Annotated in this window: 13 protein-coding genes; all 13 read right to left on the bottom strand. The window is 37.4% G+C overall.

Going from position 1 to position 14,509, the window contains the following annotated elements:
* Positions 1-11 precede the first annotated feature (11 nt).
* A complete protein-coding gene (locus H3T55_RS11910) occupies positions 12-1,994 on the bottom strand; it encodes a glycoside hydrolase family 65 protein (protein ID WP_225534649.1) in 1,983 nt (660 codons plus the stop codon).
* Between the two features lie 16 nt (positions 1,995-2,010).
* Positions 2,011-2,847: a carbohydrate ABC transporter permease gene (locus H3T55_RS11905; RefSeq protein WP_087641946.1), complete on the bottom strand. Its 837-nt coding sequence runs from the start codon at positions 2,845-2,847 to the stop codon at positions 2,011-2,013.
* Positions 2,844-3,749, bottom strand: a complete 906-nt coding sequence (locus H3T55_RS11900) for a carbohydrate ABC transporter permease (protein WP_087641945.1) — start codon at positions 3,747-3,749, stop codon at positions 2,844-2,846. The genes H3T55_RS11905 and H3T55_RS11900 overlap by 4 nt, the downstream gene beginning before the upstream one ends.
* Positions 3,750-3,896: 147 nt before the next feature.
* Complete coding sequence (locus tag H3T55_RS11895) at positions 3,897-5,168, bottom strand: extracellular solute-binding protein (RefSeq protein ID WP_087641944.1); 1,272 nt, start codon at positions 5,166-5,168, stop codon at positions 3,897-3,899.
* The gene (locus tag H3T55_RS11890) at positions 5,169-7,481 is read right to left on the bottom strand and encodes a glycoside hydrolase family 65 protein (protein ID WP_225534743.1); all 2,313 of its coding nucleotides are present in this window, start codon (positions 7,479-7,481) and stop codon (positions 5,169-5,171) included.
* A gap of 24 nt (positions 7,482-7,505) precedes the next feature.
* The gene (gene pgmB / locus H3T55_RS11885) at positions 7,506-8,168 is read right to left on the bottom strand and encodes a beta-phosphoglucomutase (protein WP_225534648.1); all 663 of its coding nucleotides are present in this window, start codon (positions 8,166-8,168) and stop codon (positions 7,506-7,508) included.
* 53 nt (positions 8,169-8,221) lie between these two features.
* Positions 8,222-8,470: a hypothetical protein gene (locus tag H3T55_RS11880; RefSeq protein WP_225534647.1), complete on the bottom strand. Its 249-nt coding sequence runs from the start codon at positions 8,468-8,470 to the stop codon at positions 8,222-8,224.
* Positions 8,463-8,849 (bottom strand): RDD family protein, encoded by a 387-nt coding sequence (locus H3T55_RS11875; RefSeq protein ID WP_176372889.1) that lies wholly within the window; start codon positions 8,847-8,849, stop codon positions 8,463-8,465. The genes H3T55_RS11880 and H3T55_RS11875 overlap by 8 nt, the downstream gene beginning before the upstream one ends.
* 70 nt (positions 8,850-8,919) lie before the next feature.
* On the bottom strand, positions 8,920-9,912 hold the full coding sequence (locus H3T55_RS11870) for a LacI family DNA-binding transcriptional regulator (RefSeq protein ID WP_225534646.1): 993 nt from the start codon (positions 9,910-9,912) through the stop codon (positions 8,920-8,922).
* 104 nt (positions 9,913-10,016) lie between these two features.
* Positions 10,017-10,355 carry a hypothetical protein gene (locus H3T55_RS11865; protein WP_225534645.1) on the bottom strand — a complete coding sequence of 113 codons (339 nt, stop codon included), beginning with the start codon at positions 10,353-10,355 and terminating at the stop codon, positions 10,017-10,019.
* A gap of 220 nt (positions 10,356-10,575) precedes the next feature.
* Complete coding sequence (locus H3T55_RS11860; protein ID WP_225534644.1) at positions 10,576-12,084, bottom strand: DUF1846 domain-containing protein; 1,509 nt, start codon at positions 12,082-12,084, stop codon at positions 10,576-10,578.
* Positions 12,085-12,430: 346 nt separating this feature from the next.
* On the bottom strand, positions 12,431-13,189 hold the full coding sequence (locus H3T55_RS11855) for a LytR/AlgR family response regulator transcription factor (RefSeq protein WP_225534643.1): 759 nt from the start codon (positions 13,187-13,189) through the stop codon (positions 12,431-12,433).
* A complete protein-coding gene (locus H3T55_RS11850; RefSeq protein WP_225534642.1) occupies positions 13,186-14,487 on the bottom strand; it encodes a sensor histidine kinase in 1,302 nt (433 codons plus the stop codon). Before H3T55_RS11850 ends, H3T55_RS11855 begins: the two co-directional genes overlap by 4 nt.
* Positions 14,488-14,509 lie beyond the last annotated feature (22 nt).

Below are 14,509 nucleotides of genomic sequence, written 5' to 3'. Positions count from 1 at the left end.
CTTTATCTCTATTATTTTTTATACGAATCGATCACAAGTTGCTGCTTTATTCCTCGAATCGTGACCGTAAATTTCAGTGATTTTATTTCTTTAGGTAAATGATTTTTTGTTGTAACTTTTCCATTTTCAACTGATAGACCCGCAAAACCATAAATCAATCCTAACCAAGAACCACCCATATTCGCTGCATGGATGCCATGGCTAGCATTCCCTTGAAAATCCTCTAGATCCATAATCGCTGCTTCTTTGAAAAATCGATACGCCAATTCGCTACGTCCAAGCTTACTTGCAACAACACCATAAATTGCCTTTGATAATGAACTATCATGCGTCGTCAATGGCTCATAAAAATCAAAATCTCGCGCAATTTGCTCAATAGGTGGATCAAATAACATATGCGCTAAAATCGTATCCGCCTGTTTCAAGACTTGATGTTTGTATATTTTCATAGGATGAAAATGCAGCAGTAGTGGATATCGATCTTTAGGTGTATGCTCAAAGTCCCAAGGTTCTTTCATTAAAAAGCTATCGTCCTGTTGAGTGATTTGCAGTTCTTGATCAAAACCAATATACATTTTCTCGGCTGAGTCAAACCACTCTACTGCTTCTTTTTCATACTTCTTTAATTTTTTTGCAAGCCTAGCAGCGTAATATAGATGATTTTGCGCCATTTTGTTCGTATAATAATTATTATTCACCAAAGCTGTATATTCATCTGGTCCTGTTACCTCATGGATTTCAAAGCCGCGTTTAGACATGAATCCATAGTCCAGCCAAAATCTAGCTGTTTCAAAGATCAGCTCACAATTTTCGTCAATAAACGCTGTATCTCCCGTCACTTTTTCATAGAGTTCAAAGGCAAAAGCGATGTCTGCATTAATATGGACTTGTGCTGTTCCTGCTGGATAATAAGCGGATGTTTCCTCACCATTGATCGTACGCCAAGCAAACAATGCTCCTTTAAATCCCAGCTCTTTTGCTCGTGCCTGCGCTTTTGGTAAAATATTCACGCGATAACTCAGTAAACTTTTGGCGATCTCTGGTTGTGTGTAGATAAAAAAAGGCAGTAAGTACATCTCTGTATCCCAAAAATAGTGTCCCTCATACCCTTCTCCTGTTAATCCCTTCGCACAAAAATTACTATGTCCGTCTCGTCCGGCAGAATTGAAAAGATGATACAAATTAAAACGAATCCCTTTTTGCAAGTGACGATCTCCATCGATCTCGATATCAGAGCTTGCCCAAAAGTCGGCGAAAATTGCAATTTGTTTTGCTTCTAGCTCTTCATAGCTAGGAGAAGTAAACTCAGCCTCACGAGAAATCTGGTACAGTTGAGTAAACGAAAGTGTTTGACCTTCCTCTAAGTATTGCTTTTTATCATATGAATCAAAATGTGTATAGAAACTCAGCCCACTATTCGGAGCAGTATATTTATTTCCTGTTTGAATCAGTTCCACACTGGCATCTTTGATCCTTGGATCAAAGTCCTCGCCCTGTTTAGTAGAAATCTTTTGTGCTTTTTTGGACACTTCGACTTCTCCTGAAAAATTTAGTGCTTTCAGATCGATTTTTTGAGCATAGACCGTTCGATCAAAGTGACTGGTGAAACTTTCAAGGTGATACTCGATTGTTTTTCCTTCTTTTGTCTGATAGAGATATGTTTCTTTAAGGATCCCTTTTTTCATATCTAATACTACAGACTGATCGACCAACAAAAACTCACTTACATCATCGATCGACAACTCAATGCTTCGTAGATCAAATAAATTGACCATTGTTTGATGCTGCTTCGCATAACCATAAGCATTCTCACCATAAACAATGTCGTGACTTTCATAGAAAGCATTTAAAAAGGTGCCTGGTGTACTTTCTTTTGCTTTTATCGGAAGACTTGCACGTACACCTAAAGCTCCGTTGGCCTGTGCAAAAAGTGTTTCAATATTTTGAACCGATCTATTTCCAATATCCTCTAACGTTAAAATAAAATCATTCATAGTCTATCAACTTCTCCTATTTTTCTCCATCCATTCGAACGCCCTGCAGGAAGTATTTATTAAAAATAATATACAAGATAATGATCGGAACAATGGAAATAATACTTGCCGGCATGATTTGATCCCAGCGCTGTCCTGCATTTTGTGATTTGAACGTTTGCAGCCCTAAAGTCAACGTATATTTAGATGGTGTTGTCATGTATAGCATCGGCTTTAAAAACTCATTCCAAAAACTCATGAATACAAACACAGCTTGTGTGGAAATGCTAGGTTTAGCCAACGGCATCACGATCCTAAAAAAGGTGCCTGTCCGAGATAGCCCATCAATGGTTGCCGCTTCTTCCACATCTTTAGGAAAGCTCAAAAAGAATTGCCGCATCATAAAAATATTCCCGATATTGATCGCCGCAGGTAAAATCAATGCAGCAAAAGTATCCTTCATTCCTAAACTAGAAATAATCAAATAATTAGGAATCAGCAATACTTGAGCCGGTACCATCAACATAGCCAACATCCCCCAATAGATCCGTTCTCGACCTGGGAAATTGATCCGTGCTAATGCATAGCCCGCCATCGTATTTAAAAACAAATTGATCGCTGTTCCGATGATCGAAACGATCAGTGAGTTCATGAACCAGCGAGGAAAATTATCGCTTCGCCCTAAAATATACTCATAATTAGCCAGTGTGAAGTTCCCGCCGAAAATGCTCATCCCGCCTGAAACGATTTCCTTCAATGGTTTGAAACTTGCTGCGACTGCCCAGACAAATGGATAAAAAGTGATGATTGCATACGTGATCATGATCACATAAAGTAACATCTTCAATATTTTTTGATTCTTTGTCTTTCTCATTCGTTTCCTCCATTCAGTTTTTCAGCAATCCGACTAACGATGAATATGATGATCGATAAAACCACAGCTAACGCTGCTGCAAAGCCCATCGTAGGCATTTGACCAAAGGCATTTTGATAAATCAACAGACTAAGTGTCAGTGTAGAGTTATTCGGACCGCCACTACCATTACTGAAAATATAGGCTTGATCAAACATCTGAAATGTTCCAATGATCCCTGTCAATAATACATAAGTCGTGATAGGACGTAAATACGGAATAGTGATATAGCGTAGCTTGTCAAAAGCATTCGCTCCATCGATTTCTGCTGCTTCGTAGAGCGAGTACGGAAGATCCACTAATGAAGCTAAATAGATCGTCATAAAATAAGGCACTGTTGACCAGATATTCATTGCCATGATCACTTTCAAAGCATATGCAGGCTCTTGTAAGAAGTTTATCGGTGATTGATAGAGACCTAAATTCATCAAAAAATGATTGATCGGTCCGTTGATATTGAAAAGAAACATAAAGATGATCGTCAATGCACTTGAACTGGTCAAAGTAGGTAGAAAATATACCATTCGAAATACTTTTTTTCCTTTAATATCACGACTGGCCAGAATATAAGCCATCACAAGTGCCACAATAGTCTGAGTCGGTACAACAAATAGCGCAAAAATCGCCGTATTTTTCAAGGCAATGATACTTCGCGGGTCTTTAAAAATATTTTTATAGTTTTCAAAATTATTCCACGTGTATTGGCCAGTAAATAAATCGACTTTATTAAACGATAAATAGACCGCAAAAACAATCGAAATGACAAAAAACACCATTAACACTAAAATAGCTGGTGTAATAAAAGCGTACCCTTGCAGCATCTCATTGATTTCTCTTTTAGACTTTTTTACTCTTTTCGGCATGTTATCCTCCTTTGGGCCACTCCTTTGATTCCCTCATTCATCGTGGGGATCATCGTAGCTGTAAGACCTAACTGAATAAACGGCGGGAGCAGAAGTAGCTCCTTCTTACTTTTCAGAGTAAAATACTTCTGTCCCAACCTCATTCAATTATTCCGCTTTTTCTATATCATCGATTGCTTGTTTATCCGCCTTTTTCATTGCATCTTCTAAACTTGTTTTACCAGAAGCCACTTCAGGCCAGTAGTTTTGATAGGCTTTATTGATCGTTGCAAGACTTGTTCCTTTTTGCCAAACGGTTGAGTAGTCGACCGCATTTAAATGTATTTTTAGATCTTCATTTTTACTGATTTCAGCTGTAGTCGCTACATCTTCCCGTGTCGGCAGCGTTCCTGTTCCATTGACCCATTTGGTCATCGCTTCTTTGCCGGTAGCAAACTTGATCCACTCATCTGCTAAAGCTGAACTTTTTGTCCCTGCATATTTTCCCCAACCAACAGTAAACATCATACTTCCTTCTTTGTCTTTATATGTCGGCATTGGCGAAACTGAAAATGGAATGTCACTAAATTCCTCTTTCAAGGTTTGATACACCCAGTTTCCTTCATCCATCATCGCGATTTTTCCAGTTCCGAAAGCTTCTCCATTCCAGCCTGCACCTAATTCTTGAGGTGTTGCAACCGCTTTGGTATCGATCAATTTTTTCAGGATCGAAAGGTTATCTACGACCTTGGCATTTTCTAAATCTGGTTTACCATCTTCTTTTATGGGTTTTGCTCCATCACGTGCAGCCAAGTGATATGAGCGTGACAGTTCATCTGTATAGCTCATCGCTTTGACTTTTCCTTTACCATATTTGGCATCTAATTTTTCTTGAAATTCCGGCAGCCATGTCACTAATTCTTCATAGGACTGCGGTACTGACTCAGGGTCAACACCAACTTCTTCAAACATCTTGGTATTCTTGTACAACGCTAAAGTAGAGAAGTCTTTAGGAATAGCGTATAACTTTCCATCCTCTGTAAAGGCCTTTGTCAAATTAGCATAATAATCATCCGAAGAAAATGCTTTTTCATCTAAAGGAGCAAGCGCGCCTTTACTCGCTAAAAATGGGAAGTAAGAGGAATCTACATAAAAAACATCCGGTGCTGTCTTACCGATCAAGTCTGTTTGTATTTGTGTATTGTAGTCTGTATATGTTTTTAACTCGATCGTTGCACCTGTTTCTTTTTCAAAATCAGCTACGATAGATTTCAATGTCTTTTCTTCCGACTCATTTCCACCCCAAACACCTACTTTTAAGGTTTTCCCTTTAAAGTCTGTCTCATCTGCGCCGTTATCTGACTTATTTCCACAAGCGACCATCGTAATCGATGCTAAGGCTAACACTCCGACTGTTAAAGCTTTTTTCCAATTCTTCATTTAAACTTCCTCCAATGTAATTAGCAGCTTATTTTTTAATGAGTATGTTTCTCCATTCGAAACAAACATCACATTGTTTCCGTTATCCTCTTTAGTCAATTCCACACTTTCTTTTGTCACAACCACATCGATCGATTCTCCATGATAATCAAATCCATAAGTCAATCGTTTCCATGCTTTTGGCAAATGCGGCTCGATCCGTAACTGACCATCGATCATACGTACGCCCCCATAACCAAATACGATCATTTGCCAAATTCCACCAAGGCTAGCTGCATGAATACCATCATCAGAGGATTTCATGTATTCCCCCATATCGATATTTCTGGCTTTTTTAAAGAATTCATAGGATTCATCAAGTTTTCCAAGATCTGCCGAAAGAATGGCATGGGTCGATAAGCTCAAGGAACTATCATGCGTGGTTCTTGGTTCATAATATTCAAAGTTTTTCAATTTCATTTCATGCGGGAACAATCCTTCAAATAGATATAAAAGCAATAGCACATCCGCTTGTTTGGTGATCTGCATTTGATTCACTTGTTCCAAGTTGTAATCATGGAATAGCCCATCTACGCTATCAGCAGATTTATATTTTGTCAGATCGATCGTCTTTTTCCCTAAATATGAATCATCTTGTGGAATGATTCCTTCTTCTGTAGGCTGTGGTAGGAATATTTTGTCGACTTTTTCCGCCAAAGAGTCCAATACAGCATCCAGTCCTAATTTTTCATTCAAATGATCGAATAGCTCAGGTTGTGAGCACTTAAGTTCTTTCGCTAGCGCCAAGGCATATGTGACATTCCAATGTGCAGTATAATTCGTATAAGCGTTATTGTTTATATGCTCTTTGTATTCATCTGGTCCGATGACATCTTTGATTTCATAATAATCGTTTTCTGCATTATATTCTAGGCGGCTTCCCCAAAATTTGGCTGTGTCAAATAAAATTTCATACGCTTTTTGCTCTGCAAATTCTTTATCCCCAGTTACATCGATATATTGTTTTACACCAAACGCTACATCACTGGTGATATGTTGTTCAATGAAGCCCGACCAGATTTTTGTTGATTGTCCGGTGACGATATCTGCCGCTCCCCAAACAGGTGTTACTTCTCCATCTGAAGGGTTCGCTGCTTCCCAAGGATACTGAGCACCTTCATACCCATTCGATGTTGCTTTTTTGTGCGCACCATCTAGTCCTAGATAACGATATGTCACTAAGCTTTTGGCGATATCCGGATGAGTAAAATTGAAGTACGGCAGCATAAACACCTCTGTATCCCAGAACGTATGCCCTTTATATCCTTCCCCACTTAACCCTTTTGCGCCAATATTCATACGTTCATCATGCGCCGGTGTCATGATGTGTAGGTGATATTTTGCAAAATGAATAGCTAGTTGATCTTCAAAATTCTCTGTGTCGATCTCTATTGGATGCTTTTGCCACATCTCGTTCCATTTTTCAGCCGATTCTTGTAATAACTCATCGAAAGAAATATCCTCAAGCGCTTCCATTTCAGTAATGGCTCTTTGCCGGATTGCTGTGACCTCACGATCGGAATGGTCATTATCGATCGATGTGTAGATGCTCATTCTTTTTTCGATCGCTACTGTTCCTTTGGCGGGAAGATCAAAGAAGTAATTCATAAAAATTTGTCGGCGTCCCATCTCGATACGCTCTCTAACATTTTCGGCTTTGATTCTATGTCCCGCTGTAAAAACAAAATCGATTTGACTTTCGTTTGTTTGAGGCATCATCTGGATATATTTTCCACCAACTAATCCTTTTTCTCCTTCATAAAAATGCTGGCTACCGTTGTTCGTTACTTGCCCATCGATACCCGAACGGATCTGTATATTTACAGCTGCTTCTGTTAAATTTTCTACTGTTACAAAACTCGATAAGTAATGCCGACGTTTTTTAGAAACAAATCTGCGAAATATAAAGTGCAGCTCTATTGTACCAAATGCCCAATCAAACTCGCGAATCAGCTCACCGTTTTTCAAATTCAACCGTTTACTAAAGTGACTAACTATCCCTTTTTCTAATGAAAAATGTTCTCCGTTAATGATGAAATCCATCCACCACAAATCAGGGACATTTGGTAATTCACTCACTTCATTTTCCGCAAACTTATTGAATGTCCCAGCTACAAAAGTATCTCTTTGCTCCGTTGGATAACGTTCCTCGGTTGCACTTCGGCTGCCAAGGTAGCCATTTCCTAATGCCATGATACTTTCTGTCTTCCCTAAATAACGGCTGTCAAAGCCGACCTCTTCGATTTGCCAAAGATTATCTCGAGTATAATTCATTTTCGTCAAATTCTGTCCCTCTTCCTATCGTTTATTCCATACTTTTTTTAAATAATCTAGCGTTAGTTCGCTAGTATCTTTGACTACTGATATATCATTTCCTAATACATCCGACTCTCCTACACCAATTGGCAAGGCGCCTGCAGCTTTTATCGCTTGAATTCCTGCCTGAGCGTCTTCTATGCCGATCGCCTCATCAGCGTTTACTCCTACTCCGGCTGCAGCTGCTAGAAAAATATCTGGTGCTGGTTTTCCCTCAGCAACTTTCGCCGGATCAGCAATCACATCAAAATAGTCCGTCAATGTCATTTTTTCTAAAAGAAGCGGCCCATTTTTTGATGCTGAAGCCAATGCAATCTTTAGCCCATGCTCTTTTAATTCTTGAAGCAGCTCCAAGATGCCAGGATAAACATCTTTTGAGGAGACGTCTTGAATCATTTCGACATAATTATCGTTTTTCCGTTTTGCTAAAGCTTCGAATTCTTCTGCTGAAAAGTCATGTTCTCTACCGCCCGATGCTAAGATCCGCTGTAAAGACTCCGTTCTAGAAACGCCTTTCAGCTGCTCATTGAATTCTCTATCGATCGAAATTCCTAATTCATCCCCTAATTTTTTCCAAGCTAAGAAATGATATTCTGCTGTGTCCGTAATTACACCATCTAAATCAAACAAGACTGCTTTAAACATTTTTAAACTCCTTTTCTTTTTTTCTAAAACGTTTTAGTAAATGTGTAAAAAAATTATTGATTAAAATATGTGCTATTTCGAAAAATGGTAATTATGCCTCCAAATACATAAATAGCAAGACTCAATATCAATCCCAACCGTAAAAAATATCCTAAAATAACTAAAGGGAAAAGATACACTAGATAGGCGATCAACATTTTTTTAGGATCATAATCATTTCGGTAAAACCAGGCAATAAGATAGGCGCTAATGATCGTGACAATAAATGGTATAAGCAGTGAAAATGTAGCTACATCAGCCATGGACAACCACCTCACTTTTCCCAATGACATCATGTAAGAAGCGTCCGCTTATCAAATAACAGCCAAGACTGAGAAGTCCTGTGACAAATCCCACGAATGGTAAAAAATACAGGATCTTTACAGCCTCACGGATGCTATCATCCATGATACTTCTTCCGACATCCTTCACCTCGATTTTGGCAAAATACTTTCCAATCGTTTGTCCCTGAAAGGAATGGATCGCTAAAACATTATAAATCACAAAAAGTGCAGCACTTAAAATCCCAGGGGTAAAGAAGCCTTTCACCATGACCGCAACCATAAAATAGACGGGTATATAGACCACGATCAAATCGATCAAAGCAGCCAAAATCCTTTGAATAAAAATCAATAACTTCATCATCCACTCTCCTAAAACGTTTTAGGTATATTCGGATTATATTTTGAAACGCTTCCAATGTCAACCCTTTTTAAAAAATTTTGGCACTTTCTCTTTCGATCAGTTCAAACTCTACAAATGAATGCTTTGCTTTGCCTGTTTCAATATGTTCAATCACATTTTCAGCAGCAACTTGCGCGATTTTTAAGATATCTTGACGAACAGTAGTCAATGTTGGTGTCGTATAAGAGGCTAAGGTAATATCATCAAATCCTACCAACGCAAGCTGATCGATCAGCTTCAACTCTTTTAAGGCTTTCAAGCAGCCAATTGCCATTAAATCACTTGCCGCAAAAATAGCTTGGTAGTCTAGTAATTTGTTTGAATCAAATAACTCAATGACTAGATCAAAAGCTTTTTTTTCACTATAATCAGCATACACAACAGAAGGATTTGCCATCGCTTCTCTGTATCCCGCTTCACGTTCATGAGAGACAGATGCTTTGGGATCACCGTTCATAAACAAGATATTCTGATATCCTTTTTCAAGAAGAACGTTAGTCATTTCATACGTTGCCAATTTATTATCTACACTAACGATCCCGATCGACTCGTTATCGATATGTAAATCGATCGCCACCACTGGAAGGTCAAAATTTTTGAGCTCTTCATAATAAGGATCTGTCGTCCGTAATCCCTGTATGATCACTCCTGAAATATTATGCTCATTGCAAAACTGTCTTAGCGTTTTTTCCTTTTGCTTCTTCAAATTTGTTGAGTAAAAAACAAACTCATACTCAGTATCGTCAAGATAATCACTGACACCTGAAATGATTTCTAAAGGCATCGCTACGCCTCTTGCAATCACATTGATATCATTCAAAATCAATGCAACAGTTTTTAACTGCTTACTTGATAAACTACGAGCTGCTGAATTGGGAACATACCCTAATTTTTTCGCTGCATCATATACTTTTCTTTTCGTCTCTTCGCTAATATCATCGTAATGATTGAATACGTGAGAGACACTGCTTACCGAGACATTCGCTAATTTTGCAACATCTCGAATCGTTATTTTTTTCAAGATCGCTTTTACTCCTTACTTATTTTTGAATTTAACTTTAACACTTAGAGAGAGTATTCGTCCAATTTTTATCAAGAAAAAGTGGGAAGAAAACAAAAATAACGTTATTTGCTCCTAGGACTATTTTTCCTGCTATTTCGATACACCAAATTGGCTATGACCAAGATGATTCCTAAAATTTTAACTATTATAATACTGTAAAAAAGTAAAAACAATGGCACAAGTAGAAAAACCATTTGATAGGTCCATTTCACAAATAACATTCCAGTTTTTCTTTCACCTTCATTTTCTGGTGTCTGTTCGTAGCTTTTCCTATCAAAAGGATTTCTAGCCAAAAATAAACCATTTGATTTATCTGTCAAAAGTGCTAAAAGAAGTAGAACTAGACTAAATAATAGTAAAAATGATAATAGCTGATCCTTTGAAGAAAAAATAGTAGTCATCTTAGCTCCCCTTACTAAATGTGTTTAATTACTCACATTTTAACAAAGCGATTCCTAAATATCAAAGAGTATTGGATCGCACGCACTTGTTTTATATATTGGAAATCTTAGTCAAACGATTAAAGCAAGCAGCTGATTTTCCAGCTACTTGCTTCTTTATCAACTATCTAGTTTAACTCAGGATAACACTTTTAATCATGCATGTATCATCTACTCCAGCTTAAATATAATACAAATTCTCTGACGGATAAACCGCATCGCTCGTGATATCCAAACCTAACTCTCGCAGAGTTTGCTCATCATTTTTGCTCAACATCACAGTTGAATGAGCTTGTACACCATTTAACTCAGATAACTTATCATAGGCTAGTTGCGCTGTTGGATTAGTCACTGCACTGATCGCTAAAGCAATCAAGATTTCATTCGCTTTTAAAGCAGTAATCTTGCTGTGTAGGTCTTTACGTTTCATTGTTTGGATCGTTTCCAGAATGACAGGCGATAGTAATAAAATTTCATCCGAAATATTCGCTAACATCTTGATTGAATTTAAGATAGCTGACGAACAGGAATCCATCAAATTGCTTGTTCTTCCGGTGACGATACGACCATCTGCAAGTTCAAAGGCAATGACTGCCGGTGTATCATTACTTTGGGTTTGTTCTCTTAATTGTTCTGAGTACTCTCTAGCAGGAAGGACTGCCTTGCGGTCCTCTTTTTTCAACTCGACTTCTTCCATGATCAATTTGATGCGATTGACTGTTTCTTCGTCGATCAAGCCTTTTTTGAAATCACATTCTGTGGCAAAACAGCGACGAATGATCTCTTGTTTAGAGGCTTCTTTCACGACTTCATCATCAATGATACCAAAGCCGACACGATTCACGCCCATATCTGTTGGCGATTGATAGATCGATTCTTCCCCAGTGATTTTTTCAATGATTCGTTTGATCACAGGGAACGTTTCAATATCGCGATTATAGTTGACTGCCACTTGCTGGTATTTATCGAAATGGAAAGAATCGATCATATTGACATCTTTTAAATCGACGGTCGCAGCTTCATAAGCAATGTTTAACGGATGCTTCAACGGGACATTCCATACAGGGAAGGTTTCAAATTTTGAGTAACCAGCCGTTTTGCCATTACGGCTTTCATGATACAGTTGATTCAGACAAGTGGCTAATTTTCCACTGCCAGGTCCTGGGGCTGTGACGACCACGATTGGTTTAGTTGTCGGAATGTACTCATTTTTCCCAAATCCTTCTTCGCTGACGATTTTTTCAAGATTTGATGGATAATCTTCAATTGCTGAATGTTTATAGACCTTGATGTCTCTTCTTTCCAGCTTGTTGATAAACATTTTTGTGGAAGGTTGTCCACTGTAGCGTGTGATCACAACACTATTGACAGCTAAGCCATATTCTTTCAATTCATCGATTTGGCGTAAAATATCCATATCGTATGTGATCCCATAATCCCCACGAATCTTATTCCGCTCGATATCACCTGCATAAACACAAATCAAAATCTCCGCCTGATCTTTTAATTTTTGCAGCAGCTTGATTTTCGCATCCGCATCAAATCCTGGTAACACACGTTTCGCATGCATATCACCAATCAGCTTACCACCGAATTCCAAGTATAACTTGTCATAGTGATCGACTCTTTCAAGAATATACTTTGACTGCTCTTCAATATACTTTTGTGGATCAAACCCCAATTTCTTCACGTAAGAACCCTCCGATATTTTTATACTGCCATCTATTATAAACTTATTTACGAATGATTACGATATAAAACATTATTTTTTTAGATCGATCATGATTCGTATTTATCTATTTTTTGGTAATCAAGCAAGTTCCCTTGTTTTTCTTGTTCAATATACTATTTTATATCACTCACATAATTTTTTTGCTGCGAATGGATGAACAGATACAAAAGTAGTCTATAATCAAACAAATAAAACGTTGCTGTTTGATCCATTCCAACTTTGGACGTCCCTAACAGTAACGCTATTTTTTCACAGTTATCTCCAATATCAAACAAAAAATAGGACGCATAATCCCTCAATATTGTCATTCTTTTCGCTGTATTACTCGAACTTCTTCTAATTTATGCACCAATACCTTTACCTTGTTTCTAGCAATCATACACTGCTCTTCTGCATCAAAAGACACCATTTTGTTTGCTCTATCCACTGACTGAACATTTGCTACATTAAGGACATAAGAACGATGGCAACGGTAAAAGCGCTGATCCATTGCTTCAATTTCCTGCAGATTAGCATAAAATTCAGTATGTTTTTTTTTAGTGATCAGTCGTATTTTATGCGTGATCTCTGTTGTTTCAAAAAATAGAATATCTGCAAAAGGAACTTGAAAATCAGAATGTTGATTTTTAAAAACGAACGCATCGGAAGCAACCAACTCATTTTTATTAGTAAAGGCAATTTGTAAACATTCCTCTATTCGTTTAGAAAATTCTTCTTCGTTAAATCCTTTATCAATAAAATCTAAGGCTGTTAATTTATATTTGAAGGTGATCGGTAAAAATTCAGAGTGAGTAGAGACAAAAATCAACTGACCAAAAGGATCCAGTTGTCTGATTTGCTTCGCTAATTTCAATCCTGCTTGCTGTTCTCCTTTTATTTCAATATCTAAAAAATAAATATTGGCACTAACCTGACTGTTCTCGATTTCTGTCAGTAGTTCTTTCGGCTTAGAGGTAGCGATAAGCTTTACGTAAGACCAAAGATTCTGCTTAGCCAAGCGCTCAATCATTCTTTTTAAGTACTGCTGCTGAAATAAGTCATCCTCCAGTATAAAAATATTCATCCTGTTATCCCTTCCTTCTGAATAGATAATGTTTGAGTAAAATGATTGGATTGAAATTCTGTTTCCAATGAAGCATTTGGATAGTTCGCTAAGATATCTTTGACGATTGCCAAGCCTAGTCCTCGTTTTGAACCTTTTGTTGAGTATCCTTTAGAAAAGATTTTCCGCTTATCAATTGCTCCTTCTTGTGTGGAATTATTGACAATGATGATCTGCTTCGTTTGTTCTTGAATCAATCCAATCGTTAATTGCTTCGTTTCTGTATCACCAGCAGCCTCAATTGCATTGTCTAGAAAAATTGAAAGAATACGGATAAAATCTAATGTATTTATGTAAACTTCTTCTATCTCATTTAGAATCTCCACATTCACTGTCAAGCCTTCTTGAAGTGCAGTCAACAACTTAGCCGAAATGATCCCCTTCACTGCTGGAATTTTGATTTTACTTAGCTGTATCAGATCATATTTATTATTTTGCAGTGATCGATTTACCTCACTTAAAACCTCTGTATAGATTTCTTTTATCTGCTCCATATCATTTTCTTCGATCCCAATTTTTAAGCTGGCAATAATATTGACATAGTCATGACGGATATTACGAATCTCTCCATAAAGTTCTTCGATTTGTGTCGTATATTGTGTTAAATCATTTAGCTGCGTTTCCTTTAGTTCTTCAAGTTGCTCTTTTTGGAGTAATTGTGTTTTCATATTTAAGTAAAACAACAGAACAAGAATAATAACAAAAAAAGCAATTGTCTTTAGGATATTTAGTAATTCGATCTCCTGCATTCTTAATTCAAAAAAGTAACCGCTAAACTGAAATGTACACAATAAAAAAAGTAGGACATTCACATTGAGCAGAATTTTTTTATTGACCCGCTCGTAATTTTCTACTAAAAAATCAAAATTGGTTTCAAAAACGCGTAGCATCAGCCTATTGATAAAAAAAGGAGTCAATTGCAGCAATAGAGTAATTGTGAGATTTGTTGAAAAAAATCGATCGATCAACAACTGAGTAAGACTTCCAATTACAGTTAAAGTTGTCACACTATAAATACTATAAAAAGCTGCTAGATTCTTTTTCTGCTTTAAACGATGGTGCATGCCTAAAAAATAAAAATACAAAATGATCACTACATAGAAAAAATAGCTCATGAACGATAAAACCATGATAGTCAATACAACAAGGAGAATAATTTCTTTGTACGATAGCTTGATTTTACTGACTTGTTGATAAATTAGCGTAAGTGACGATAGCTGAACGACTAGTAACAGCAAATGTGTTAGTGAGGTGATCATTTTGCTTTCTCTTTGGTTTCTA

Origin of the sequence: Enterococcus sp. S22(2020) (assembly GCF_020295385.1) — a bacterium.
Taxonomy (GTDB): domain Bacteria; phylum Bacillota; class Bacilli; order Lactobacillales; family Enterococcaceae; genus Enterococcus_L; species Enterococcus_L dunnyi.
The sequence above is the reverse complement of the archived record's forward strand: the minus strand, read 5'-3'. Positions and strand labels throughout refer to the sequence as shown.

Excerpts from the sequence above, each read along its gene's own strand:
- H3T55_RS11855 (WP_225534643.1), bottom strand. The coding sequence starts at position 13,189 with ATGAATATTTTTATACTGGAGGATGACTTATTTCAGCAGCAGTACTTA.
- H3T55_RS11875 (WP_176372889.1), bottom strand. The coding sequence starts at position 8,849 with ATGAAGTTATTGATTTTTATTCAAAGGATTTTGGCTGCTTTGATCGAT.
- H3T55_RS11910 (WP_225534649.1), bottom strand. The coding sequence starts at position 1,994 with ATGAATGATTTTATTTTAACGTTAGAGGATATTGGAAATAGATCGGTT.
- H3T55_RS11905 (WP_087641946.1), bottom strand. The coding sequence starts at position 2,847 with ATGAGAAAGACAAAGAATCAAAAAATATTGAAGATGTTACTTTATGTG.
- pgmB (WP_225534648.1), bottom strand. The coding sequence starts at position 8,168 with ATGTTTAAAGCAGTCTTGTTTGATTTAGATGGTGTAATTACGGACACA.
- H3T55_RS11865 (WP_225534645.1), bottom strand. The coding sequence starts at position 10,355 with ATGACTACTATTTTTTCTTCAAAGGATCAGCTATTATCATTTTTACTA.
- H3T55_RS11895 (WP_087641944.1), bottom strand. The coding sequence starts at position 5,168 with ATGAAGAATTGGAAAAAAGCTTTAACAGTCGGAGTGTTAGCCTTAGCA.
- H3T55_RS11880 (WP_225534647.1), bottom strand. The coding sequence starts at position 8,470 with ATGGCTGATGTAGCTACATTTTCACTGCTTATACCATTTATTGTCACG.
- H3T55_RS11900 (WP_087641945.1), bottom strand. The coding sequence starts at position 3,749 with ATGCCGAAAAGAGTAAAAAAGTCTAAAAGAGAAATCAATGAGATGCTG.
- H3T55_RS11850 (WP_225534642.1), bottom strand. The coding sequence starts at position 14,487 with ATGATCACCTCACTAACACATTTGCTGTTACTAGTCGTTCAGCTATCG.
- H3T55_RS11890 (WP_225534743.1), bottom strand. The coding sequence starts at position 7,481 with ATGAATTATACTCGAGATAATCTTTGGCAAATCGAAGAGGTCGGCTTT.